This is a genomic window from Kribbella sp. NPDC051587 (genome assembly GCF_044453945.1).
Taxonomy (GTDB): Bacteria; Actinomycetota; Actinomycetes; order Propionibacteriales; family Kribbellaceae; genus Kribbella.
Window position 1 is genome coordinate 1 of sequence record NZ_JBITDE010000024.1, and the last position, 23,576, is coordinate 23,576.

Sequence of the window (23,576 nt, forward strand, 5' to 3'; positions counted from 1 at the left end):
ATCACCTCACGCTCCCGCACGTCCAACCGTTTCCCCGGCATCACTACCTCCAGTCATCACACCAGATCATGTGCAACAACCGGATGAGGCCAAGGGCCGATGGATGGCTGGGCGGTGCTCAAGGTTGGTTAGGGGACTGAGCGGACTTTGCTGACCAGTACGCCGGCTAGGGCTGTGATGGTTGCGGAGAGGAGGTAGAGGACGGGGTAGCCGCCGAGGTGTTTGACGATGGGGGCGGCGATGACGGGGGCCAGGACCTGGGGGAAGGAGTTGGCGATGTTGATGACGCCGAGGTGTTTGACGATGGGGGCGGCGATGACGGGGGCGAGGACCTGGGGGAAGGAGTTGGCGATGTTGATGACGCCGAGGTCCTTGGCGCGGTCGCGGGCGTTGGGGAGGACCTCGGTGATGAGGGCGAAGTCGACGGAGAGGTAGACGCCGAAGCCGATGCCGAGGACGATCGCGCCGGTGATCGCGCCCGGCCAGGTCGGCCAGGAGGCGAGGACTACGCCGGCGGCGGCCATCACCAGGCCTGAGGAGATCACGAAGATCTTGCGGCGGCCGGTGCGGTCGGACCAACTGCCGAAGGCGATCGCGGTGGTCAGCGTGCAGACGCTGTAGATCGCGGTCAGGATCAGTACGGCGGTCGCCGCGTCAGGAACGCCGACCTCGTCCTGCAGGTAGTAGAACAGGTACAGCAGGCCGATCGAGTTCCCCACGTTGAACAGGAACCGCGTCAGCCAGGCCCAGCCGAAGTCCGGGTAACGACGCGGGCTGATCCAGAAGCCGCGCAGGAACTCCCGCAGTACGAACGGCGGCGGTTGCACGGACAGCGGCGCGTCATGGGCACGCACCACGTACGGCACCACGGACAGCACCATGAAGACGGCACAAGCGACGTACCCGAGGGTGATGCCACCGGCGATCGTCGCGAGCGCGGTGCCGACCAGCGCGCCTGGGACCTGAGCGACTGCGACCCAGCCGCCGACGACGCCGCGTTGGGAGACCGGCACTCGATCCGGGACCGTCGCGGTCTGAGCAGCCAGTACGGCGTTGCCGAACAACTGCACGAGACACCAGCCCACGAGCATGAGCGCGACACCTTGTGCGCCGGACAGAACCAACAGACCCGCGGCGGCGCCGAGTGCACCTCCGAGTGTCCAGGGCATCCGGCGGCCGAACCGCGAGGTGGTCCGGTCCGAGACCGCACCGAAGATCGGCGCCGCGACCACCGAGACCGCCGCACCGATCCCGGTGACCAGCCCGAAGACAAACTCCTTGTTGCCAGGAGCAACCGCTTCGGACTGTTTGGCCAGCAGCACCTGGATCGGCCCGAACCACGCCGCGAATACCCCGACGTTCGCGAGCGCCACGGCGGCGGTCCAGGCGGGCCGGACCCGCGCCGTGGGCTCGGTCGTCACTTCTTGGCGATCACGTCGCGATACCAGTGGTACGACGCCTTGGGCGTCCGCTCGAGGGTCTCGAAGTCGACGTGCACGAGCCCGAACCGCTGCGAGTACCCGGCCGCCCACTCGAAGTTGTCCAGCAACGACCACTGGAAGTACCCGCGCACGTCCACGCCGTCATCGATTGCCGACCGCAACGACCGCAGATACCCATCCAGGTAAGCGATCCGACGCTGATCGTCCACCACCCCGTCGACCGGTACGTCGTTGATCGCGCACCCGTTCTCGGTGATGTAGATCGGGGGTAGGCGATCGCCGTACCGGTCCTTGAAGCTGCGCAGGACCTCGCCGAACGCGTCCGGCACGATCGGCCAGCCGAAGTCGGTCCGCTCGTACCCCTCGGTCGCTCGCGGCTCGAACGGCAGCCCCGGCGGCAGCGGGATCCCGTCGGTCGCGGCCGTGTCGCCCTGACCGGTCGCCGCACCGACCGTCACCGGTGCGTAGTGGTTGATCCCGAACCAGTCGAGCGGGGTCGAGATGACCTTCAAATCGTCCTCGACCGGACCCGGCATCGCGGCCTCGTACCCGGCCGGATACTTCCCGAGCAGGACGGGGTCAGCGAACAGCCGGTTGATCAGGTTGTCGTAGAGCTCGGCGGCCTCGACATCCTCGGCGCTGTCGCTGGCCGGCCAGGTCGGCGCGTGGTTGCTGGCGATGCCGATGTTGACCGCACCACCCGCCCGCAGAGCCTGTACGGCGCGACCGTGCGCGAGCAGTTGATGATGCGCGACCGGCAACGCGTCGAACATCAACTCCTTGCCCGGGGCATGCGCACCGAGCGAGTAGCCCAGCAGCGTGAGCACCATCGGCTCGTTGATCGTGATCCACATCGGCACCCGGTCCGCGAAATGCCCGGCCAGCACCGACGCATAGTCGGCGAACCGGTCGGTGATGTCGCGGGTCAGCCAACCGCCCGCGTCCTCGAGCGGCTGCGGGGTGTCCCAGTGGAACAGCGTCGGCGCCGGCTGGATACCGGCTCCGAGCAGCGTGTCGATCAGCCGGTCGTAGAAGTCCAGGCCGGCCGCGTTCCCCGGCCCGGTCCCGTCCGGCTGGATCCGCGACCAGGAGAACGAGAACCGGTAGGTGTCGACCCCGAGCTCACGCATCAGCGCGACATCCTCGGCGTACCGGTGGTAGTGGTCGCACGCGACCGCCCCGGTCTCGCCGTTCAGTATCTTGCCGGGCTCGGCGCAGAACGTGTCCCAGGTCGAAGGACCGCGGCCACCCTCGGCCACGGCACCTTCGATCTGGTACGCCGAGGTGGAGACACCCCAGCGGAATCCGGGCGGGAAGTTCAGCTCAGCTGGCACTCGCATCATCCTCGTCGGGGGTGGTGTCGACCGGGCGCGGCGGCTCGACCTTGTGCACGATCACCGCGGTGCCGTAGGCCGCGACCTCGCTCATCGTCTGCGCGATCTCGTTGCAGTCGAACCGCATCGCGAGGATCGCGTTGGCACCCATCTGCTGCGCCATCTGGCACATCCGCATCACGGCGACGTGCCGCGACTCGGCCAGCATCTGGGTGTACTCCGGCACCTCGCCGCCACCGAGCGACCGGAAGCTGGCGGTGAAGTTCGACCCGAAGTCGCGGCTCCGCACGGTCAGGCCGAAGACCTCACCGAAGACGGTGTCCGCGACGTACCCGGGCAGGTCGTTCATGGTCGAGACCAGCACCGGGTACGGCGATCCCTGCGGTACGACGCGCGGCGCGTTCTGCGGTGCCGGCGGCGCTGGTGCGTACCCCGGACCCGGCTGGCCGTAGCCCTGCGGCGGCCCCTGCTGATACCCGGGCGGCGGGGGCTGGTAGCCAGGGGGCGGCCCCTGCTGGTATCCCTGCTGCGGCGGCTGTGCATATCCAGGAGGGGGCTGGTTCGGGTTCGGGGGATAGTTCTGCGTCATGCACTCATCCTGACATCACTGCCGAAACACCTGGGCTTCATACAGCGAATATCCGTACGACGTCGCCCGCTGAGTGCCGGTGACCTTCACATAGCGCGCCTGGGTAGCGGGGAATCTGACCACATCCTCACCACCATTTCCGGTCGTCGTCGCATACACCTGCTTCCAGGTGGAGCCGTCCGTCGACACCTCGACGCGGTAGCCCTTCGCGTACGCCGCCTCCCAGTTCAGCACCACCCGGCCGACCTGCTGGGCGCTGCCGAGGTCGACCTGCAACCACTGCGGATCCGACCAGTCGCTGGCCCACCGCGTACTCGGGTTGCCGTCGACCGCGTTCTGCGGCGGCGAGTTGAACAGGCCGGTCTCGTGGCTGCTCGCCGTCGCCGTCTTGCCCTGGGCAACGTTGCTCACGTCGTCACCCCGGTGCGCCGGGAACTCGACCACCTGCTGGTACGTCGGCCGGTTGACCCACGCGATCCGGTCCTGGGTGATACCACCCATCGGCTGGTGCACGATCTGGTCGGCACAGAACTGGTCACCGGCCGCACAGTCCGCGGTCGCCGGGTACGTCGTCGTCGCGGGCACCTTGGTGGCCGCCAGCAAGGAGTCGGTGAGCACCGAGCGACACGCCGCCAGCGCCCCACTCCCGCAGTACGTGACCGGCTGGGCAGCCTTGACCGGGTCGCCGAGCACCTTGCGGAGGTCGCGCTGGACGAAGCCCCACCAGCCGCTCTGGAACGAGGAGCCCTGTGCACTCGGCCGCTCGTCGATCTTCAGGTTCGCGACCAGAGCGCCGTACAGGTCGGGGCCGAGGTCCTTGAACTGCGCGGGGACGAGGATCGGCCACCACGCGTCGAGGATCCGGATCGCCTCGGCGTTGTCATAGGTCTTCGAGGACGCGTTCGGCGTCTTGCGATGACTGCCGGACTGCTGCCAGGCGGTCAGCTTGGCGACCGCGTCCGCAACGGCCGGGTCGGTGATCGGCGCGCTCTTCAGCACGCGGAGCAGGTACGGCAGCACGTAGTCGGCGCGCAGGTCGACCGTGGCCGCACTCTCCATCGCCTCCACCAGCTCGCCACGGGTGAACTTCCCATCGCCGTTGATGACCGCCTTGATCCGGTCGTCGAGTGGCTGGTTGCGGTAGATCCCGTTGTAGCCCCACTGGCCGTCCGCGGCGGAGAAGCCGGGCGCCTGCTTGTTGTTCCAGCTGGTCAGGTAGTCCTGATTGACGACCTGCGGATGCTCGGCCGGCGGCGTGTACGTCGCCCGGTTGGTGGCCGAGTTCCAGCCCTTCCACTCGTACGTGCTCCAGGTCGGCAGGTTCGGGTCGGCCCCGGCCGCGCGGACCGGGTTGTCGCCGGAGTTGAAGTACGCGATCGAGTTCTTGTCGGTGTAGAACCAGTTGAAGGTGTAGCCGATGGTGGTGGCGGCCTTCTGGAAGTCGGCCGCGGACTTCATCTTCTCCGGGTCGTTGAACTGCATGAACCCGAGCGCCGAGCCCGCGTCGTTGCCGTACGTCGACCGGTTCTTGGTGAACAGCACCGGCTTACCGCCGACCGTGCCGCGATGCGTGACGATGCCGAACTTGGTACGGAGGGCAACCAACGTGTACGAGCCGGCCGGTTCGGACGAGCCGAGGCTGGAGTACCACGCGTTGTTGCGCTCGAGCCGTTCGATCGGAGTGCACTCACCGCGGAAGACGTAGTACGACGAGTTCTTGGTCGGCATACCGCCGTTCGGCTCGCAGAGCGGGACCGCGAAGGTGTCGGTGATGTCCTGACCGGCCGACGTCGCGCTCCAGGAGTAGTCCGGTCCGCGGCCGATCAGCGTGTAGAAGTTCAGGCCGGAGAACGCGATGCCGCGGGTGCTGACGCCGGGGCCTTGAAGCTCTTGCCGCATCAGCAGCTGCGGAGCGAAGTAGCCGGTCTGCGGACCGTAGACAGCGACCGGATTGCCGCTCTCGGTGTGCGCGCCGGAGACCAGCAGCGCGTTCGACATCGCCTTCTTGCCGTAGCCCTCGGGGAAGACGCCACCGTTGAAGATGCCCTTGAGACTCTCGGAGCCCTTCGGTGCCGCCTTGGGTGCCGCCGTCTTGTTGACGGTCTGGTTGATCACCTCGGGTTCCGGGGTGATCGAACCACGGTCGGGCATCGCGCGGCCGGCCGGGTTGGGACCGGTCGTGCCGTACGGGAAGGACGTGCCGTTGTGCACCGTCGTACTGGCTTCGGGGTCGTTCTGCGAGCGGAAGGACTCCCAGACCTTGGTGCCCTGGGCAACGCCGTACTTGGCCTGGGCTTCCAGCAGGGCAAGGGCGGAGGTGACCTCCGAGCCGCCGCCGGTACCGAAGATGCCGGCCACCACGGCCGCGGTGGCGACCACGTCGGTCACCTTCCACGGACTCGTCGGCCACTGCAGACCGAGCGCCACGTATTCACCGGGGTACGCGATGCCGACCGTGTTGATGTAGTGGTTCACGCCGTCGACCCAGGCCTGGATGTCCTGCTGCATCTTCACGCCTTCGGCGCCGTACAGCTCGTCGGCGTCGTCGAACTGACGCTGCAGGTCGGCCTCCGTGTACGGCGCGGTCCGCCAGAACTCCTGCTCGAACGCGCGGTTGGACGCCGCGCCACCGGCGAACGGCGTCAGCTGGCCGCGGCCGAGGTGCCGGAACACGTCCATCACGAACAAGCGGTCCTGTGCCCCGGCGAAGCCGGCGCCGAACATCGTGCCGAGCCGGGTGGTGCCGGTGATGTGCGGGATCCCGCGCGACTTGTCGCGGACGATCGTGACGTCCGCGCGCGGCTGGATCGTGCTCGCGACATCATCGGGCTTCACGCCGAACGAGGCGTCGTCGAAGTACGGCGCGAGGCCGTCGTCCTGGATGCCCTGGGAGTTCCAGACGAGGTCCTGGTAGGGCTTCACGGTGTCGCTGAAGTGCGGCGGCCGGATCCCGAACGCCTTGAAACCAAGGAGATCCGTGAACGTCGCGTTGCCGTTCTGTCCGGGCGGCAGGATGTCGCGGCACTGGTTGGCGCAATAGTCCACCGGCGCTGCGGCGGGCGCTGCCTGCGGGACGGCTTGGGTCGTCGGCACGGGCAGAGCGGCCAGTACGGCGGTGGTCGCCGCGACTGCGATCGCGGTCCGAAGGGTGCGGGTCCTGACTGCGGGGCGGGGCACGGAATCCTCCCTTGGTCGAAGAAAATGAGAATGACTCACTAGTAGCTTCGGGTCAAGACTTCGGAGAATAGGGTGGGGTCATCCACTGTTCAAGCACGGACAGTGACCACTACTGTGTCGATCACCATGAGCATTCATGACCGATATCGGCTGAGTGCGGTGATCAACGCCAGGGGCACGTACACGCCGCTAGGGGTGTCGCGGAGCTCCGACGGGGTGGCGGACGCCGTCGCACAGGCACTACCCGAGTTCTTCGTGATGGCCGAACTCGGTGACCGGGCGAGCGAGACGATCGCCCAGGTGACCGGCGCCCAGGCCGGCGCCGTCGCGCACTGCACCGCGGCCGGACTCACGCTGGCCGTCGCGGCCACCATGACCGGTATCGACCCGCGCCGGATCGCTTCGTTGCCGGACGCAACGGACATGCACAACCGGGTGGTACTGCCGGCCTGTCACGTGGTCGACTACGGCCACTCCAACCTGCAGGGCATCCGGCTGGCCGGCGCCCAGGTCGACCTCGCGGGCGCCGAAAACCGTTGCAGCATTGAAGATCTGGAGGCCGAGCTTGACGGACCAGACGTTTGTTGCCTGGTCCTCGTATCGTCGCGGCTGACCGACGGTCCCCCGATCGACCTGGTGGCGGCCGTCCGCGCCGCGCACCGTCGCGGCGTACCGGCCATCATCGACGGGGCTGCACAGTTCCCGCGGGTGGCCGATCTGATCGCCACCGGAGCGGACCTGGTGCTGGTGAGCGGACAGAAGTATCTCGCTTCACCCACGGCCGGCCTGATCGCCGGGACGTGGCCGTTGGTTCAGGCGGTTCGCGCCCAGGAGAAGGGCATCGGGCGCGGCATGAAGCCGACCAAGGAAGCGATCATCGGCGTGATCGCCGCCCTCGAGGAGTGGCAGGCGCGCGACCGGATGAAGTGGGAGGCCGACGAGCTGTCGAAGGTGACCGCCTTCGCCGAGGCGGCAGCGCGAATCCCTGGCGTGACGGCGGACGTCGTACCGGATCCGACTGGTCTGCCGGTTTCTCGTGTCGCGCTGACCGTGCCTGACGCCCATCGGGTCGCCACCGAACTCGAAGCCGGCAGCCCGTCCATCTACGTGATGACCGACCGGCTGGCCGACGACCAGCTGATCCTCGAGCTCGTCCCACTCGACAAGGACGAGGTGGCAACGATCCTGGCGAGGCTTTGGTCCTTGCTGACATAGCAAGAGCCCCGACCTCCTTCGCAGGAGATCGGGGCTCTTCGCTCTGACGTCAGTGCTGGTACGACTTGCGCGGGCCGCTGCTGCTGTCCCGACGGGGGCCGCTGCTGTCGCGACGCGGACCGCTGTTGCCACGGCGCGGGCCGCTGCTGCCGCCGCCGAAGCGACGACCGCCACCACCGCTGCCGCGCTGCGGCTTCGGGGCCGGGAGACGGACCGGGTAGCCGGACGGCGTCTTGCCGCCGGTCAGCTCGGTGACCAGCTCGTCGCCCGGACGGGCGCGGACCGGCTCGGCCTCGACACCCGCGGTCTCGGCCATCCGGATCATGCCCCGACGCTGGTGCGGCAGGAGCAGGGTGACAACCGCACCCTTGCCACCGGCGCGGGCCGTGCGGCCGGCGCGGTGCAGGTAGTCCTTGTGCTCGGCCGGCGGGTCAGCCTGGACGACCAGGCCGACGTCGTCGACGTGGATACCGCGCGCGGCGACATCCGTTGCCACGAGCACCGGAACCGAACCGTCCTTGAACTGGTCCAGGGTGCGGTTACGCGCGCCCTGGGTCAGGCCACCGTGCAGCGCCGCGGCCATCACGCCACGGTCGCGCAGCTGGGTGGCGACGCGGTCGGCGCCCAGCTTGGTACGGACGAAGACGATGGTGCGGCCGTCGCGGCTGGCCAGCTCGGCCGTCAGCGACTGCTTGTGGCCCGGCTCGATGACGAGCAGGTGGTGCTCCATCGTGCTGACCGAGGCCTGGCCGGACTCGGTCGAGTGCTGCACCGGGTCCTTCAGGTAGGTCTTGACGATCTTGTCGACGTCGTTGTCCAGCGTCGCCGAGAACAGCAGCCGCTGGCCGGTGGCCGGCGTCATGTCGAGCAACGTGGTGACGGCGGGCATGAAGCCCATGTCGCACATGTGGTCGGCCTCGTCGAGGACCGCGACCTCCACCGCACCGAGGTCGGCAGCGCCCTGCTCACACAGGTCGATCAGCCGGCCGGGGGTGGCGATCAGCAGGTCGACGCCGCGACGCAGCGACTCGATCTGCTTCGGGTAGGGCAGCCCACCCGCGATCAGCTTGAGCGTCACACCCATCACGTGGGCGAGCGGCTCGAGCGCGTCGTGCACCTGCATCGCGAGCTCACGCGTCGGGACCAGGATCATGCCGCGCGGACGACGCGACTCGGTGTGGCCACCGGCCAGCCGCATCAGGGTCGGCAGACCGAAGCCCAGCGTCTTGCCGGAACCGGTCTGGCCACGGCCGAGCACGTCGCGACCGGCCAGGGCGTCCGGGATGGTCGCTTCCTGGATCGGGAACGGCGCGGTGATGCCGTCGCGGGCCAGCCGCTGGACGAGCCGCGGCGCGAGACCGAGCGCGGCGAACTTGTTGTCCTCGGCAACGGTGCCCAGGTCCTCCGGAGCGTTGTCCTGGCTACGGTTGTCCTGATAGGCGGGGCGTTCACGATTCACGTAGGGCTTGTCCTCACGGCGCTGCTGGAACGAGGGGCGCTCGTCACGCTGCTGGTACGACGGCTTGTCGTCCCGGCGCTGGTACGACGAACGATCGTCGCGCTGCTGGTACTGCGGGCGGTCCCCGCCGCGGGCGCGGTCGTCGCGCTGCGGGTAGGACGGCCGGTCATCACGCTTCTGGTACGACGGACGCTCGTCGCGCTGCTGGTAGGCAGGGCGGTCGTCACGACGCTGGTACGACGGCTTGTCGTCACGCTTCTGGTACGACGGACGGTCGCCACCGCGGGCGCGGTCGTCGCGCTGCGGGTAGGACGGCCGGTCATCACGCTTCTGGTACGACGGACGCTCATCGCGCTGCTGGTACGCAGGCCGGTCGTCACGACGCTGGTACGACGGCTTGTCGTCCCGACGCTGGTACGACGGGCGCTCGTCGCGCTGCTGGTAGGCGGGGCGGTCGTCGCGCTTCTGGTACGACGGACGCTCGTCCCGCTGCTGGTACGCAGGCCGGTCGTCACGCTGCTGATAGGCAGGCCGGTCATCACGGCGCTGGTACGACGGACGGTCGTCGCGGCGGGGCGCCGTACTCCGGTCGGAGCGGTAACCCTTCGCCGGCGGGCGACGGTCGTCGCCGCGGGAGGCGTCGCGCTGCCCACGGTCGGAGTACTGCGAGGGTCCGCCACGACGCTCGGGGCGGTCGTCACGTGCTACCGGCGCGGTCGAAGGGGTGTCACCCATCCGCTCGCCGAACGACTGGTTCTGGAACTTCTTGTGCCGCGGCTTCTTCGAACCCGCGTCGTCAGGGTGGTGCTGAGTCACAATCTCTCTCTCGAAAATCGCGGACGACACCCCGAGTGGCCCGCACGCAGTGCCGGGCAGCATTTTGCTGACCGGACTGAACCAACAGGCAGGAGATAGGCATCGACCTGCGGGTGCTATCGCGTTGCACCCTCGGCGCCGGACATTTCAGCGGGTGCTGAAACCGACGGGTCGGAGCGCCTGGAAAGTACTCTGGTGACGCGACTCGCGCACCGACACCTGACAAGTGTACAGGAATCCGGCCGCACCCCTGACCATGAGACCGATCACCAGACCAGTAACGCAACTGGGCTCTCACCGTACTTCAAGTGAGCTTGAGTTCTTGGAGTGCGGTTCTAGGGTGGCGGTATGGCGGAGGAGAACGTCCCGAGCAAGGACCACTGGTTGTCCATCGGGGAGATTGCTCATCGGTCCGGGGTAGCGGCATCGGCCTTGCGGTTCTACGAGGACCAGGGCCTGATCGACTCCCGGCGGACGGCAGGCAACCAGCGGCAGTACCAGCGCAGCACGCTACGGCGGATCGCCTTCGTGCAGGCGGCCCAGCGGGTCGGCCTGGCACTGGTCGAGATCCGTGAGGCACTCGACTCCCTCCCTGACGACCGCACCCCGACCCGGTCGGACTGGAGCCGGTTGTCGAAGGGCTGGCGCAGCCGGCTCGACGAGCGCATCACCGAGCTCGAGCGCCTCCGCGACGACCTGGACGGTTGCATCGGGTGCGGCTGCCTCAGCCTCCAGCGCTGCAACCTCTACAACAAGTCCGACCGCCTCGCCGAGCGCGGCCCCGGCGCCCGCATCCTCAACGTCGGCATCCCGGGCGAGTAGCCGAGGTCATAGCTGCGCGGTTATGGATGACATATGACCGGGAGTGGGTTTCGCGGGTTAACCCCCGAGTATTTCCCGAACAGGTGCGGAAAAAGAGTGGGCAGGGCAGGCTCCGATTTGTAGCGATCCGTAGCCCACTGGTCGCTTTCCGCCACTGATCCGGAGTGAGGCCCTCCCATGTCGCATCGCCGTATCCTGTCCGCTTTCGCGGGACTTGCCGCCGCCGCACTCGCCGTACCGGCCCTTGCCGCCGCAGCCCCCGCCGCCGCCCCCGCGAACGTGTCGACCGAGGCCTCGCGGGCCTCCTACATCGGTTCGCCGCAGGACGAGGCCGCCACCAAGGCGTTCTACGACGCGGTCATGAAGTCCGTCCGCGCCAAGCAGGCCAAGGCCAAGGCGGCCGGCCAGAAGCTCGACTCCGTCACCGTCACCTACGCCGTCGACGCCCCGACCTTCGCCGGCCAGATCAGTTCCAGCACCCAGATCTGGAACTCGTCGGTGAGCAACGTCCAGCTCGTCGAGGGCAGCAACTACGACTTCTACTACACCGAGGGCAACGACTCCCGCGGTTCGTACGCCTCCACCGACGGCCACGGCAGCGGCTACGTCTTCATCGACTACGCCCAGGCCCAGCAGTACGACAAGACCAGGATCGTCGCCCACGAGACCGGCCATGTCCTCGGCCTGCCGGACCACTACTCCGGTCCGTGCTCCGAGCTGATGTCCGGCGGTGGCCCCGGCCCGTCCTGCACCAACCCCAACCCGGACGCCAACGAGCGGTCCCAGGTCAACTCGCTGTGGGCCAATGGCAAGACCGGCACCTCCACCGCCGCCTTCCACACCGCTCGCTGACCCACTCCCGTCTCTCCGGCTCGACCTTCCCGGCAGGGGGTAGGTCGAGCCGGAGAGTCTTTTGTTGCACGAAGTGGCAACGAGCCCCACCCAGCCACGCCAGCGCCGTACGCTGACGAAATGCGTAGCTGGGTGGGGATTTTTCTCGCAGTGACCCTCGGGGTGGGGACGCTGACGAGTTGTGGTGTGCCGGCGGGTGGGGTGTTCGGAATGCTCGCCGACGGGACTGCCGTCGTACAGATGTGTGAGGGGCAGATCGACGGGGCCACCCTGTATCTGCCGGACCCGCACGTCCCTGAGGGCGAGGAGCCGCACGACGAGATGATCGGCAAGTGGGTCGCAGATCCGGCCGCCTCCGGGTTCTCGCAGTTCAGCCTGGCGAAAGGCGGGAACGGCTGGACGCCGAGCGGCCGGCTGAAGCCACGCGATCCGAAGAAGCGCTACACGATCTACGGCTGGTCCTACGACAACAAGTGGTCGGCTGCCAGTCTCGACTTCAGCCAGGACGAACTGGCGAAGCTGAGGCCCGGCGAGTTGGTCAGCCTGCCGACCGACGTACCGGAAGAAGACGTCGAGGTACCGAACCGCGTCTGGACCTTGGCGGACTTCAAGGCCAATGCCTGCCAGGTCTACAACTGATATGCGTCGCTGGGTGGGGACCTCGCTCGCGGTGAGCCTGGGGATAGGCACACTGACGAGCTGTGGTGTGCCCGGAGGCGGCGTGTTCGGGATGATGTCTGACGGGACTGCCGTCGTGCAGATGTGCAAGGGCCATATCGACGGTGCCGAGCTTTTCCGGCCGGCGGCAGGACGAGCTGGGCCGGACGAGCTCATCGGCCGCTGGACCGCCGATCCGGCGGTCTCGGGATTTTCGCAGTTCAGCCTGAAAGACAGTCGGAACGGCTGGACGCGGAACGGCCCGCTCAAGCCGCGCGACCCGAAAGAGCGCTACACGCTCCACGGCTGGACGTCGGACTCCAGTTGGACGACGGACTGGCTGGTCTTCAGCCAGGCGGAGCTGACGAAGCTGAGGCCGGGCGAACTGGTCGCTCCTCCTACCGACTGGCCGGAGGACGAGAACGCGCCGGAACCACCGAACCGGGTCTGGACGTTGACGGACTTCAAAGCCAACGCCTGCAAGGCCTACGGCTACTAGCGCGCCGGTCCGGTGGTGTTGCGGACGACCAGCTCGGGGCGGAAGAGGAACTCCGTTTTGGGAGTCGCGTGACCTCGAACCTCTTCGAGCAGCGACTGTACGGCGGCCAGCGCCATCGACTGGACCGGTTGTCGGATCGTGGTCATCGGCGGATCGGTGAACTCCATCATCGGGGCGTCGTCGTACCCGACCACCGACAGGTCGGCCGGAACCGTGAGGCCGCGTTGACGGGCCGCGCGGATGACGCCGAGCGCCATCATGTCGGAGCCGCAGACGATGGCGCTGGCGCCGGCGTCCAGGAGCGGTTGGGCGGCCGCCTGGCCGCCTTCGACGCCGAACATGCTCAACGAGACGAACGGGTCGAGGTCCTCGTCGGTGACGCCGAGCTGCGCCTTCATCGACGTGCGGTAGCCGGCCAGCTTGCGCTGGACGACGATGAACCGCTCCGGACCGGAGGCGAAGCCGATCCGACGGTGGCCGAGGGCAACCAAATGGGAGACGGCGAGCTCCATCGCGGCGTTGTCGTCGGAGGAGACGAAGGGCGCCTGGACCTCCGGCAGCCAGCCGTTCACGAAGACCACCGGCAGGTGCCGCTCGACCAGCGACTGGTAGCGCTCGTGGTCGGCGCCGGTGTCGGCGTGCAGACCGGACACGAAGATGATCCCGGAGACACCGCGCTCGAGCAGCATCTCGACGTACTCCTCCTCCGTCGCGCCGGAGGGAGACTGCGTGCACAGGACCGGCGTGAAGCCGCGCTGCGACAGCGCGGACTCGATCACCTGGGCGAACGCCGGGAAGATCGGGTTGATCAGCTCCGGCATCACCAGCCCGATCAGGCCCGCCGAGCGGCGCCGCAACCGGGTCGGACGCTCGAAACCCAGGACGTCGAGTGCCGTCAGTACCGACTGTTTCGTGTCCTCCGCAACCCCCGGCTTGCCGTTCAGTACCCGAGAGACCGTCGCCTCACTGACCCCCGCCTTGGCCGCGATATCCGCGAGCCTCGCTCTACTGCTCACGCGGGCACGATACAGACCGGCCCCTGACATTGCAGCAAGAAGTTGCAAGAAATTGCAGGCTGAGACTGCGCGTGAGTGTCCGGTGGGTGAACAGAATGGACACGTCACACCCCGCATCCCTTGTCAGGAGGAGCCAGCCGGGCGAGGATGAGCGCACCCCCGCCCGGGGGCCTTTACTCGGATCGTCCGGCACGTTCCTGCCGGTGAAGGGATGTACCCAGTCATGGCTACTGTGTCTTTCAAGGCCGCCACCCGGATCTACCCCGGTGGTGACACCCCCGCCGTCGACAAGCTCAACCTCGAGATCGAGGACGGCGAGTTCATGGTTCTCGTCGGCCCGTCCGGATGTGGCAAGTCCACCTCCCTGCGGATGCTGGCCGGCCTCGAAGAGGTCAACGAGGGCTCGATCTACATCGGCGACCGCGACGTCACGCACCGGCCGCCGAAAGAGCGCGACATCGCGATGGTGTTCCAGAACTACGCCCTGTACCCGCACATGTCGGTCGCGGACAACATGGGCTTCGCGCTGAAGATGCAGGGTGTCTCCAAGGAGGACCGCGCCAAGCGCGTCCTGGAGGCCGCCAAGCTGCTGGGCCTCGAGGAGTACCTGGACCGCAAGCCGAAGGCCCTGTCCGGTGGTCAGCGTCAGCGCGTCGCCATGGGCCGCGCGATCGTGCGTAACCCGCAGGTCTTCCTGATGGACGAGCCGCTGTCGAACCTCGACGCCAAGCTCCGCGTCCAGACCCGTACCCAGATCGCCGAGCTGCAGCAGCGCCTCGGGGTCACGACCGTGTACGTCACGCACGACCAGGTCGAGGCCATGACGATGGGCGACCGCGTCGCCGTACTGAAGGACGGCCTGCTCCAGCAGGTCGACACCCCGCTGAACCTGTACGACAACCCGAAGAACCTGTTCGTGGCCGGCTTCATCGGCTCCCCCGCGATGAACCTGCTCAAGGGCGACCTGGTCGAGGGTGGCGTCAAGCTGGGCGACTACACGATCCCGGTCGCGCGCGACATCCTGGCCAAGGCCGGTAGCGACAAGACCGTTTCGATCGGCGTCCGTCCGGAGGCCTTCAAGGTCTCCGACAACGGCCTGCCGGTGAAGGTCGCCGTCATCGAGGAGCTCGGCGCCGACGCCTTCCTCTACGGCACCGCCGAGCACGACGGCAACCACCAGCAGATCGTCGCCAAGATCGGCGCCCGCATGAACGTCGAGAAGGGCTCCCTGATCCACCTCGAAGCCCAGACCGACAAGCTGCACCTCTTCTCGTCCTCCACCGAAGAGCGCCTCACCGCCTGACCCACAGCCACACCGAAGGGCCCCGGAGCTTCCCGCTCCGGGGCCTTTTTGTATCCACTCACAGATATTGACCACTTCTATAGTAACGTCCAGGGCGTTACTATAGAAGTCTTGAGGGGGTGAGTGCCGTGCAGTCGTTGGATGCGTTGGAGTCGTTGGAGCTTGTTGGCTCGGGCCAGTGGGGCTTAGTAACCACCAGCCAAGCCGACCAAGCTGGCGTGTCGAAGATGCAACTGTCACGTCTTGCTGAGCGCGGCACGCTACAGCGGGTGCGTCACGGCATCTACGCACTTCCGTCAGCTGACACGGGGCCTCTACTGGGTTTACGTGCCGCCTGGCTCGCGACTGGTAGTCGACCGTCGGGCCAGCAGCCATTGGCGGTAGTGTCTGGCGAATCCGCGGCGGCTGTTCATGGGCTCGGTGACCTATTGCCTTCGAAGTACGAGTTCAGCACTGCGGTACGTCGGCAGACGACCCAGGCGGACACCCGCTACCGCAAGCGTGACCTGCCGGACGAGGACGTCACCTGGGTCAATGGACTGCCCGTGACGACCGTTGCCCGCACCCTCAGGGATCTAGCTGCCGGTGGCACCGACCTGGACCATCTGGCTGTCGCTGTTCGTGATGCTGTGAGCATGAGTGACCCGGTGTCCGTCGGCCTCGCTCGGGCTCTCGCGCCGACGCCTGCGCGGTCCGGGTCTGCGAACACGAGCGCCGTGCTCGGTGCGGCACTCAAGGCATCTGGCTACCAGCCGCCGCCAGAACTTCTGGAGCTGCTGCTCCTCTCGACCCTCCCCGATACGAAGCCTCTGGCCATGCAGAGAGACGACGAAGCTTCAGATGCCGCCGGCCGACCGAACAAGGATGCAGAAGATGGCGCTCCCGATGACTCAACTGGAAGCGGCCCGATTCAGGAAGTCCCTGGGGACGAAGCTGGCTAATGAGGCCCGCAAGCGAGGGATCGCCGCCGATCTGGTCCGCAAGCAGTACATCTTCACGATCTTCCTGAGCCGCATCTTTCAGGACGCCGACGCAGGATGGATCCTGTTGGGTGGCAACGCGCTGCTCATCCGGACAGGTGGCGGCCGGTTCACCCAGGACGTCGACCTGGCCCGGCATACCCCGTGGCCGAACCTGGACGATGCAGTGGATGAACTTCGCACGCTGTCCGGTCGGCCGTACCGCGATGATCCGTTCGGGTTCGACCTGTTCTCGGTGGAGCTGCATCGAGAGGCTGATCCGTTTGGTTATGGCACAGAAACAGGCAAGGTGAAGGCTCGAGCGATGCTGGCGGGTCAGGAGTTCGAGAGGTTCAGCATCGACCTCACGACCCGGAGGCATCCTGACGGCGCGGTAGACAACGTTCCGCTGAGACCGATCATCGAGCACGAGACACTGCAACGACTGCCCTCGGTGCCGACGACACCGATCGAGAACCACCTTGCCGACAAGATCTGTGCGCTGTACGAGCGGCATGGCCAGGACGGCTCGGTGGCATCGACGAGGTATCGCGATCTTGCTGACGTGGTGCGGATCATCAAGGCGATCTCGTTCGATGCGGGTCGCCTCGCCATTGTCCTCCAGCGAGAGGCGGGGCGGCGTCGCATGGTGCTACCTACGAGGTTCCAGCCGCCGGGCGCCGAGTGGGTGTCGGCGTTTCCTCGGGCCGCCGCGGGCTACGCGGAGTATCCGCGAGAGTTGTGGAACCTGGACGCGGCGCTCACGTTCTGTGGGGCCTGTTTGGATGACGTTCTTGGTGGTCACCGAAGCAGCGGCTGTTGGGATCCCGGCGGTCGGTCCTGGAGCTAGGGCGTTATCGGCGCGGTGCCACACCAACGCGCGCGGGGCTTCGGCCGGACAACGATCCCCGGGCAAAGCATGCACGGGTGGGCGCGACCACCTCTGCACGGACACCGTGCACGGGTGGGTTCAACCACCTCGACACGGATCGCGGTTGCCGCCCGTGCACGGTGCCGGTTAGTTGACGTCTCGGCGTTGGAAGACGAGGGCGCCGAGGGTGATGAAGACGAGGGTGAGGATGCCTAGGTACCAGGCGCCGTGTTCGAAGGTGAGGGTCTTCTCCAGGTCGTCGCAGATGTAGTTGCCGTCGGGTTGGGTGGTGCACTTGGTGACGAAGTAGGTGGTGCCGTGGAGGACGAAGGCGTCGAAGTTCTTGCCGAGCAGCCAGGGTTGGGCGCTCTGGAGGAAGCTACCGAAGACGCCTTCCACCAGGACGATGTAGCCCATCACGAGGCCGATCGCGGCGGCGGTGTGGCGGAGGACCAGGCCGACGACCGCGCCGAGTACTGCGCCCATCGCGGTGGTGACGACGACGCGGACCGCCGTACCGATGATGTGGCTCCAGTCGGTGCCCGCGGTTGAGCCGAGCTGGGCGGCGACCACGTAGGTGCCGAGGGTCACCGCGGCGGTGATCACCACGCCGAGTGGGACGAACCAGAGGCCGGCGGCGGCGATCTTGCTGCCGTAGACGCGCATCCGGCGTGGTTCGAAGGTCAGCCAGTTGCCGATGGCCCCTGAACTGAACTCGGCCGCGACGAAGCTGGCACCGATCAGGAACGCGGCGAAGAGCAGGAAGTACGACGCGCCCTGCAACAGGTTCGGGATCAGCTGGGCGAAGACCGCTTGGGGCTTGCCGAAGTCCGATGCCTTGGGTTCGGGGTACGCGCAGACCTCGTCGACGTTCGCGCCGGGGTTGGCGTTCGGGTCCCAGCTCTCGCGGCAGTCGGCCTCGTTCTGGACATGATGCGCGACCCAGTCCTTGTGCGCACTCTCGAACTGCAGTTGGGACTGGTGCTGCTCGGCCGCCGAGAGCGGCCGCGACTCCTTCCAGGTGACGAACAGCAGGAACGCCGTGATCAGTACGACGCCGGCCACCCCGATCAGCGTGATCCGGCGCGCCGTCAGCCGGCGTAGTTCCACTCCGGTCAGGCGGATCACGCCAGCCCCTCCCCTGCGGTCAGCTCCAGGAACACCGACTCCAGGTCGGCCCGGATCGGGACCAGTTCGTTCACGTACAACTGCTGATCGGCCAGCCGCTTGGTCAGCTCCGCGGGGTGTTCGACCCCGTCCACGAGCAGATAGTTGCCATCGGCCCGTACGGCGAGTCCGGCCGCGGTGAGGACCCGGGTCGCCGCTTCGCGGTCGTCCACACCGACCTTCACCGTGGTCGTCGTACCGCCACCGATCACTTCGGCGACCGTGCCGGAGGCGAGCAACCGGCCGTGGCCGATGATCGAGACGGTGTCGGCGACCTGCTCGACCTCGGCCAGGATGTGGCTGCTGACCAGGACCGTCTTGCCCCGGTCGCCGAGCCCGCGCATGGTCTCGCGGATCTCCCGGATACCGGCCGGGTCGAGGCCGTTGGTCGGCTCGTCGAAGATCAGCAGGTCAGGGTCCTTGAGCAGGGTGGCGGCGATCGCGAGTCGCTGCTTCATACCGAGCGAGTAGCCCTTGAAGCGATCCTTGCCACGCTCGGCCAGCGACGTCTGCTCGAGCACCTCGCCGACCCGCTGCTTCGGGGCTCCGATCGCCGCGGCGAGCAGTTCGAGGTTCTTGCGGCCGGTGAACGCCGGGAAGAACTTCGGCGACTCGACGATCGCACCGACCCGGCCGACCACCTCCGGCAGCCTCGCCGGTACCGGCCGGTCGAAGACCGTCATGGTGCCGGCGTCGGCGCGGATCAGCCCGAGCAGCATCCGGATCGAGGTCGTCTTCCCCGAACCGTTGGGACCGAGGAAGCCGTGCACACCTCCGACCGGAACATCCAGATCGAGTCCCTGCACCGCCACTACGGTCCGGCCGCGCCGGGTCCGGTACGTCTTGCGCAGACCGCGCGTACTGATCGCCAGGTCAGGCATGCCACCCCTCTCACGTCGTCCCCTGGGCCAGGGGACGAACATCCTTGCAGAGAGAGACTCCACTCACGGGTGTTTGGTTGATTCCTCGCCGTCACGGGTCATTTGATGCAAGATTGAATGGATACAGTCGACACCTTGAGGAGCCCCGTGAACCCCCGACCTCCACTGCCGCCGTTCACCGCGGAGACCGCCGTACAGAAGGTTCGTGCCGCGGAGAACGCCTGGAACAACCAGAACCCCGAGGCGGTCTCGCTCGCCTACACGCCGGATACGCATTGGCGGAATCGGGACACGTTCGTGCACGGCCGCGAGGAGGTCGTTGCCTTCCTCACCCAGAAATGGGCGCGTGAGCTGGACTACCGGCTGATCAAGGAACTGTGGGCGTTCACCGACGACCGGATCGCGGTCCGGTTCGTCTACGAGTGCCACGACGCCGACGGGCAGTGGTACCGCTCGCACGGCAACGAGAACTGGGAGTTCGACGAGAACGGGCTGATGCGGGTCCGCCGGGCCAGCATCAACGACCAGCTGATCTCCGAGTCCGACCGACTGTTCCGCTGGGACGCTCCCGGACCGCGTCCGGACGATCACCCTGGACTGACCGATCTGGGGCTGTGACCCAATACCCCCTCTAGGTATCGTTCGCGGACTTGCGCCGGATACCTCTAGGGGGTACTTTTTTGCCTGTCGACATACCCCATAGGGGTAGCAGTACGAGAGAAGGGCCACCGCCATGACCGACGAGCACGTCCACGGATACACCTCGGAGAAGTCCAGCCACCTGAAGCGGCTGCGCCGGATCGAGGGCCAGATCCGCGGTCTGCAGCGGATGGTCGAGGAGGACAAGTACTGCATCGACATCCTGACCCAGGTGTCGGCGGCCACGAAGGCGCTGCAGTCGTTCTCGCTCGAACTGCTCGACGAGCACCTGTCCCACTGCGTGGTCGAGGCCGCGCAGAAGGGCGGCGCGGAGGCCGAGGAGAAGGTCCGCGAGGCCTCCGACGCGATCGCCCGCCTGGTTCGAAGCTGATCCTTTCGTAGCTGACACACCTTTTTCGAGGAGCCACATATGACCACCACGACCTACTCCGTCACCGGGATGACCTGCGGACACTGCACGTCGGCCGTCACCGAGGAGCTCACCAAGCTGGACGGCGTCACCGAGGTGACGATCGACCTGAACGCCGGCGGCACCTCCGCCGTCCATGTGACCAGCGAGACCGCTCTCGACGAGACCGCCGTACGCGAGGCTGTCGACGAGGCGGGCTACGAACTGGCCGCGTCGTGACCCGGGCCGTCGCGCTCCGGCTCGGCGCATTCGCCGGTGCGCTGGCGCTCGCCTTCGGGGCGGCGTTCGCGATCGGCTCCGCCGTCGACCCGGTCGCGGCGGCCGATCCGGCACCCCAGTCCGACGGTATGGCGGACATGGGCGGACACAGCGCGTCCGGTGGGCAGTTGCCCGGGCTCGCGGTCTCCGATGCCGGCTACACGTTCGCACCGGCGACGACCTTCTTCACCGCAGGCTCCAAGACCGTCCTGCGGTTCCAGATCAAGGGCCCGGACGGGAAGCCGGTCACCGGCTACACCCCGACCCACGAGAAGGAGCTGCACCTGATCGTCGTACGGCGGGATCTGTCCGGCTTCCATCACGTGCACCCGACGCGCGACGCCACCGGCACGTGGTCGATTCCGTTCACGTTCACCGCCGGTGGGACTTGGCGCCTGTACGCCGACTTCCAGCCGGCCGGGCTCGACCGCAACCTGACCTTGGGGACTGACGTCAACGTGTCGGGGCTGTATGTCCCGGTCCCGCTGAACGAGCCGGCCAGTAGCTACAGCGTGCACGAGTACGACGTGACCCTGGCCGGGAATCCCGTTGCAGGGAAGGAATCCGAGCTCACATTCAAGGTCAGCAGTGGTGGCAAGCCGGTCACCGACCTGCAGCCGTATCTCGGGGCGTTCGGGCACCTGGTGTCGTTGCGCAGCGGCGATCTCGCCTACCTGCACAACCATGCGGCCCAGCACGCCGAGGCCGGGATGAAGGGCGGGCCGGAGATCAAGTTCGCGACCACCTTCCCGACGAACGGGACGTACCGGCTGTTCCTGGACTTCCAGCACGCGGGTGCGGTGCACACGGCCGAGTTCACCGTGGAGGTCGGCGGTGACGGCACCCAGATCGTGCCGACCGCACCTCCGGTCGAAGAGACCCCACACGGCCACGGAGAGGAGCCGCAACACTCATGAGCGAATCCGTTGAACTTGTCATCGGCGGCATGACCTGCGCCTCCTGTGCGATGCGGGTCGAGAAGAAGCTGAACCGGATGGACGGCGTGACCGCGACGGTCAACTACGCCACCGAGAAGGCCAAGGTGACGTACGGCGACGGCGTCACGACCGACGATCTGGTCGCCACCGTGGAGAAGACCGGGTACACCGCCGCCCTTCCCACCCCAGCTGTTGCTGCGGGCAACGAGGTCGAGGTGGACGAGCTGCGCCCACTGCGGGAGCGGTTGATCGTGAGCGCCGTACTGGCGGTGCCGGTGATTGCCTTCGGCATGATTCCGGCCCTGCAGTTCAACTTCTGGCAGTGGGCGTCGTTGACGCTCGCCTTCCCGGTCGTGACGTGGGCGGCTTGGCCGTTCCACAAGGCGGCCTGGACGAACCTGCGGCACGCGGCCGCGACGATGGACACGCTGATCTCGGTCGGTGTGCTGAGCGCCTTCGGCTGGTCGTTGTACGCCCTGTTCCTCGGCTCGGCCGGTGAGCCGGGCATGAAGATGCCGTTCACGCTCATCCCATCGCGCGGCGGTGGCGCCGAGGAGATCTACCTCGAGGTCGCGGCCGGTGTCACCACGTTCATCCTGGCCGGCCGGTACTTCGAGGCACGGGCCAAGCGACGGTCTGGCGCCGCCCTGCGTGCACTGCTGGAGCTCGGCGCGAAAGACGTTGCTGTACTGCGGAATGGGGTCGAGACGCGAATCCCGGCCGAGCAGCTGGTGGTCGGCGACTCGTTCGTCGTTCGGCCGGGCGAGAAGATCGCCACCGACGGCGTCGTCGTGACCGGGAGCAGCGCGGTCGACGCGTCGATGCTGACAGGCGAATCGGTGCCGGTCGAGGTCGGTGCGGGTGATGCCGTTGTCGGTGCCACCGTGAACGCAGGCGGGCGGCTCGTGGTCCGGGCAACGCGCGTCGGCGCGGATACCCAGCTCGCTCAGATGGCTCGGCTGGTCGAGGACGCTCAGAACGGTAAGGCCGCCGTACAGAGGCTTGCGGACCAGGTGTCCGGGGTGTTCGTGCCGGTCGTGATCGGATTGGCCCTTGCCACGCTGGGCTTCTGGCTCGGCAACGGTTCGCCGGTCGAGGTCGCGTTCACGGCCGCGGTCGCCGTACTGATCATTGCCTGCCCGTGTGCGCTTGGGCTTGCGACGCCGACCGCGCTGTTGGTCGGCACGGGTCGGGGCGCGCAGTTGGGGATCCTGATCAAGGGCCCCGAGGTGCTCGAGTCCACGCGTCGCGTCGACACCGTCGTACTGGACAAGACCGGCACTGTGACCACGGGCCGGATGGAACTGGTCGACGTACTGCTGGCTCCTGGTCAGGATCGCGGTGAGGTCCTGCGCCTGGCCGGAGCGCTGGAGCACTCGAGCGAACACCCGATCGCGCAGGCCGTCGCCCGCGCCGCATCGGCCGCCGGCAAGCTGCCCGAGGTCGAGGACTTCGGCAACGTCGAAGGCCTGGGCGTCCAAGGCATCGTCGACGGTCACGCGGTCCTGGTCGGCCGCACCCAACTCCTGGAGGAATGGAGCCAACACCTCCCCGAGGACCTGGCCCACGCCAAAGAACACGCCGAAGCCGAAGGCAGCACAGCAGTCGCCGTCGGCTGGGACGGCCAGGCGCGCGCCGTACTGGTCGTCGCCGACACCGTGAAGCCGACGTCCGTGCAGGCGATCAAGGACCTCAAGGCACTAGGCCTTCGGCCGGTCCTCCTCACCGGCGACAACGAGGCCGTAGCCCACAAGGTCGCGGCGGAGGTAGGGATCACCGAGGTCATCGCCGAGGTCCTTCCCGCCGGCAAGGTCGACGCCATCAAACAACTACAAAGCGAAGGCCGAGTCGTCGCGATGGTCGGCGACGGCGTCAACGACGCTGCAGCCCTAGCGCAGGCGGACCTAGGCCTCAGCATGGGCACCGGCACAGACGTGGCCATCGAGGCCAGCGACCTCACCCTGGTCCGCGGCGATCTCCGGGCGGCGGCGGACGCCATCCGCCTGTCCCGCAGCACCCTCCGCACCATCCGCGGCAACCTCTTCTGGGCCTTCGCCTACAACGTAGCCGCCCTCCCCCTAGCCGCCGCCGGCCTCCTCAACCCCATGCTCGCCGGCGCCGCCATGGCCCTCAGCTCCGTCTTCGTAGTAACCAACAGCCTCCGCCTCCGCCGCTTCCGCGCCCTCACCTGAGGCAGAATGTGAGCGTACGACAACTTCCGCTAAAGTTGCCATACGCTCACATTTGACATT

General features: G+C 67.4%; 21 protein-coding genes. 13 read left to right on the plus strand and 8 right to left on the minus strand.

Translation table 11 applies throughout. From position 1 onward, the window contains the following. Positions 1 to 128: 128 nt before the first annotated feature. The 4 genes from ACIA49_RS41415 to ACIA49_RS41430 are packed head-to-tail and all read right to left on the minus strand — an operon-like array spanning position 129 to position 6,542. On the minus strand, positions 129 to 1,421 hold the full coding sequence (locus tag ACIA49_RS41415) for an MFS transporter (RefSeq protein WP_396383855.1): 1,293 nt from the start codon (positions 1,419 to 1,421) through the stop codon (positions 129 to 131). Beyond that, complete coding sequence (locus tag ACIA49_RS41420) at positions 1,418 to 2,782, minus strand: GH1 family beta-glucosidase (protein ID WP_396383856.1); 1,365 nt, start codon at positions 2,780 to 2,782, stop codon at positions 1,418 to 1,420. The genes ACIA49_RS41415 and ACIA49_RS41420 overlap by 4 nt, the downstream gene beginning before the upstream one ends. Further along, the gene (locus tag ACIA49_RS41425; RefSeq protein WP_396383857.1) at positions 2,766 to 3,365 is read right to left on the minus strand and encodes a YbjQ family protein; all 600 of its coding nucleotides are present in this window, start codon (positions 3,363 to 3,365) and stop codon (positions 2,766 to 2,768) included. The genes ACIA49_RS41420 and ACIA49_RS41425 overlap by 17 nt, the downstream gene beginning before the upstream one ends. Before the next feature lie 15 nt (positions 3,366 to 3,380). Next, complete coding sequence (locus ACIA49_RS41430) at positions 3,381 to 6,542, minus strand: penicillin acylase family protein (protein ID WP_396383858.1); 3,162 nt, start codon at positions 6,540 to 6,542, stop codon at positions 3,381 to 3,383. A 126-nt stretch (positions 6,543 to 6,668) separates the two neighbouring features. Here ACIA49_RS41430 and ACIA49_RS41435 point away from each other — a divergent pair, with 126 nt between their 5' ends. Further along, on the plus strand, positions 6,669 to 7,757 hold the full coding sequence (locus ACIA49_RS41435) for an aminotransferase class V-fold PLP-dependent enzyme (RefSeq protein WP_396383859.1): 1,089 nt from the start codon (positions 6,669 to 6,671) through the stop codon (positions 7,755 to 7,757). A gap of 49 nt (positions 7,758 to 7,806) precedes the next feature. On the opposite strand, the gene ACIA49_RS41440 is transcribed toward ACIA49_RS41435, so the two are convergent. Beyond that, a complete protein-coding gene (locus ACIA49_RS41440; protein WP_396383860.1) occupies positions 7,807 to 10,032 on the minus strand; it encodes a DEAD/DEAH box helicase in 2,226 nt (741 codons plus the stop codon). Between the two features lie 348 nt (positions 10,033 to 10,380). Between ACIA49_RS41440 and soxR the strand changes: the two genes are divergently transcribed. The 4 genes from soxR to ACIA49_RS41460 all read left to right on the plus strand — a co-directional run bounded on the left by soxR (position 10,381) and on the right by ACIA49_RS41460 (position 12,862). After that, positions 10,381 to 10,854, plus strand: a complete 474-nt coding sequence (gene soxR, locus ACIA49_RS41445) for a redox-sensitive transcriptional activator SoxR (protein ID WP_396383861.1) — start codon at positions 10,381 to 10,383, stop codon at positions 10,852 to 10,854. 177 nt (positions 10,855 to 11,031) lie between these two features. Further along, entirely contained in the window at positions 11,032 to 11,706 is a 675-nt protein-coding gene (gene snpA / locus ACIA49_RS41450) for a snapalysin (RefSeq protein ID WP_396383862.1), read from the plus strand. A 120-nt stretch (positions 11,707 to 11,826) separates the two neighbouring features. Beyond that, a complete protein-coding gene (locus ACIA49_RS41455) occupies positions 11,827 to 12,345 on the plus strand; it encodes a hypothetical protein (protein ID WP_396383863.1) in 519 nt (172 codons plus the stop codon). A gap of 94 nt (positions 12,346 to 12,439) precedes the next feature. Continuing rightward, the gene (locus ACIA49_RS41460; RefSeq protein WP_396383864.1) at positions 12,440 to 12,862 is read left to right on the plus strand and encodes a hypothetical protein; all 423 of its coding nucleotides are present in this window, start codon (positions 12,440 to 12,442) and stop codon (positions 12,860 to 12,862) included. Here ACIA49_RS41460 and ACIA49_RS41465 read toward each other — a convergent pair. After that, on the minus strand, positions 12,859 to 13,878 hold the full coding sequence (locus ACIA49_RS41465; RefSeq protein ID WP_396383865.1) for a LacI family DNA-binding transcriptional regulator: 1,020 nt from the start codon (positions 13,876 to 13,878) through the stop codon (positions 12,859 to 12,861). The genes ACIA49_RS41460 and ACIA49_RS41465 overlap by 4 nt on opposite strands. Before the next feature lie 223 nt (positions 13,879 to 14,101). On the opposite strand from ACIA49_RS41465, the gene ACIA49_RS41470 reads away from it, so the two are divergent. From ACIA49_RS41470 to ACIA49_RS41480, 3 genes are all read left to right on the plus strand, one after another. Beyond that, positions 14,102 to 15,181, plus strand: a complete 1,080-nt coding sequence (locus ACIA49_RS41470; protein WP_391542196.1) for an ABC transporter ATP-binding protein — start codon at positions 14,102 to 14,104, stop codon at positions 15,179 to 15,181. A gap of 119 nt (positions 15,182 to 15,300) precedes the next feature. Continuing rightward, positions 15,301 to 16,122, plus strand: a complete 822-nt coding sequence (locus ACIA49_RS41475) for a type IV toxin-antitoxin system AbiEi family antitoxin domain-containing protein (protein ID WP_396383866.1) — start codon at positions 15,301 to 15,303, stop codon at positions 16,120 to 16,122. Further along, entirely contained in the window at positions 16,055 to 16,990 is a 936-nt protein-coding gene (locus ACIA49_RS41480) for a nucleotidyl transferase AbiEii/AbiGii toxin family protein (protein ID WP_396383867.1), read from the plus strand. Before ACIA49_RS41475 ends, ACIA49_RS41480 begins: the two co-directional genes overlap by 68 nt. A gap of 168 nt (positions 16,991 to 17,158) precedes the next feature. Here the strand turns inward: ACIA49_RS41480 and ACIA49_RS41485 are convergent, their stop codons facing one another. Continuing rightward, positions 17,159 to 18,139, minus strand: a complete 981-nt coding sequence (locus tag ACIA49_RS41485; protein WP_396383868.1) for an ABC transporter permease subunit — start codon at positions 18,137 to 18,139, stop codon at positions 17,159 to 17,161. After that, the gene (locus ACIA49_RS41490; protein WP_396383869.1) at positions 18,136 to 19,059 is read right to left on the minus strand and encodes an ATP-binding cassette domain-containing protein; all 924 of its coding nucleotides are present in this window, start codon (positions 19,057 to 19,059) and stop codon (positions 18,136 to 18,138) included. The genes ACIA49_RS41485 and ACIA49_RS41490 overlap by 4 nt, the downstream gene beginning before the upstream one ends. A 147-nt stretch (positions 19,060 to 19,206) precedes the next feature. On the opposite strand from ACIA49_RS41490, the gene ACIA49_RS41495 reads away from it, so the two are divergent. The 5 genes from ACIA49_RS41495 to ACIA49_RS41515 all read left to right on the plus strand — a co-directional run bounded on the left by ACIA49_RS41495 (position 19,207) and on the right by ACIA49_RS41515 (position 23,516). Next, positions 19,207 to 19,677 (plus strand): DUF1348 family protein, encoded by a 471-nt coding sequence (locus ACIA49_RS41495; RefSeq protein ID WP_396383870.1) that lies wholly within the window; start codon positions 19,207 to 19,209, stop codon positions 19,675 to 19,677. A gap of 115 nt (positions 19,678 to 19,792) precedes the next feature. Beyond that, positions 19,793 to 20,089, plus strand: a complete 297-nt coding sequence (locus ACIA49_RS41500; RefSeq protein ID WP_396383871.1) for a metal-sensitive transcriptional regulator — start codon at positions 19,793 to 19,795, stop codon at positions 20,087 to 20,089. A gap of 39 nt (positions 20,090 to 20,128) precedes the next feature. Then, on the plus strand, positions 20,129 to 20,347 hold the full coding sequence (locus tag ACIA49_RS41505; protein WP_396383872.1) for a heavy-metal-associated domain-containing protein: 219 nt from the start codon (positions 20,129 to 20,131) through the stop codon (positions 20,345 to 20,347). After that, positions 20,344 to 21,303, plus strand: a complete 960-nt coding sequence (locus tag ACIA49_RS41510; protein WP_396383873.1) for a hypothetical protein — start codon at positions 20,344 to 20,346, stop codon at positions 21,301 to 21,303. The genes ACIA49_RS41505 and ACIA49_RS41510 overlap by 4 nt, the downstream gene beginning before the upstream one ends. Beyond that, positions 21,300 to 23,516 carry a heavy metal translocating P-type ATPase gene (locus tag ACIA49_RS41515; protein ID WP_396383874.1) on the plus strand — a complete coding sequence of 739 codons (2,217 nt, stop codon included), beginning with the start codon at positions 21,300 to 21,302 and terminating at the stop codon, positions 23,514 to 23,516. The genes ACIA49_RS41510 and ACIA49_RS41515 overlap by 4 nt, the downstream gene beginning before the upstream one ends. Positions 23,517 to 23,576: the final 60 nt, after the last annotated feature.

What these genes read in the sequence shown, in the direction of transcription:
- ACIA49_RS41420 (WP_396383856.1), bottom strand. Translation starts at nt 2,782, where the DNA reads ATGCGAGTGCCAGCTGAGCTGAACTTCCCGCCCGGATTCCGCTGGGGT.
- ACIA49_RS41455 (WP_396383863.1), top strand. Translation starts at nt 11,827, where the DNA reads ATGCGTAGCTGGGTGGGGATTTTTCTCGCAGTGACCCTCGGGGTGGGG.
- ACIA49_RS41425 (WP_396383857.1), bottom strand. Translation starts at nt 3,365, where the DNA reads ATGACGCAGAACTATCCCCCGAACCCGAACCAGCCCCCTCCTGGATAT.
- snpA (WP_396383862.1), top strand. Translation starts at nt 11,032, where the DNA reads ATGTCGCATCGCCGTATCCTGTCCGCTTTCGCGGGACTTGCCGCCGCC.
- ACIA49_RS41470 (WP_391542196.1), top strand. Translation starts at nt 14,102, where the DNA reads ATGGCTACTGTGTCTTTCAAGGCCGCCACCCGGATCTACCCCGGTGGT.
- soxR (WP_396383861.1), top strand. Translation starts at nt 10,381, where the DNA reads ATGGCGGAGGAGAACGTCCCGAGCAAGGACCACTGGTTGTCCATCGGG.
- ACIA49_RS41515 (WP_396383874.1), top strand. Translation starts at nt 21,300, where the DNA reads ATGAGCGAATCCGTTGAACTTGTCATCGGCGGCATGACCTGCGCCTCC.
- ACIA49_RS41460 (WP_396383864.1), top strand. Translation starts at nt 12,440, where the DNA reads ATGTCTGACGGGACTGCCGTCGTGCAGATGTGCAAGGGCCATATCGAC.
- ACIA49_RS41490 (WP_396383869.1), bottom strand. Translation starts at nt 19,059, where the DNA reads ATGCCTGACCTGGCGATCAGTACGCGCGGTCTGCGCAAGACGTACCGG.
- ACIA49_RS41505 (WP_396383872.1), top strand. Translation starts at nt 20,129, where the DNA reads ATGACCACCACGACCTACTCCGTCACCGGGATGACCTGCGGACACTGC.
- ACIA49_RS41480 (WP_396383867.1), top strand. Translation starts at nt 16,055, where the DNA reads ATGGCGCTCCCGATGACTCAACTGGAAGCGGCCCGATTCAGGAAGTCC.
- ACIA49_RS41435 (WP_396383859.1), top strand. Translation starts at nt 6,669, where the DNA reads ATGAGCATTCATGACCGATATCGGCTGAGTGCGGTGATCAACGCCAGG.
- ACIA49_RS41500 (WP_396383871.1), top strand. Translation starts at nt 19,793, where the DNA reads ATGACCGACGAGCACGTCCACGGATACACCTCGGAGAAGTCCAGCCAC.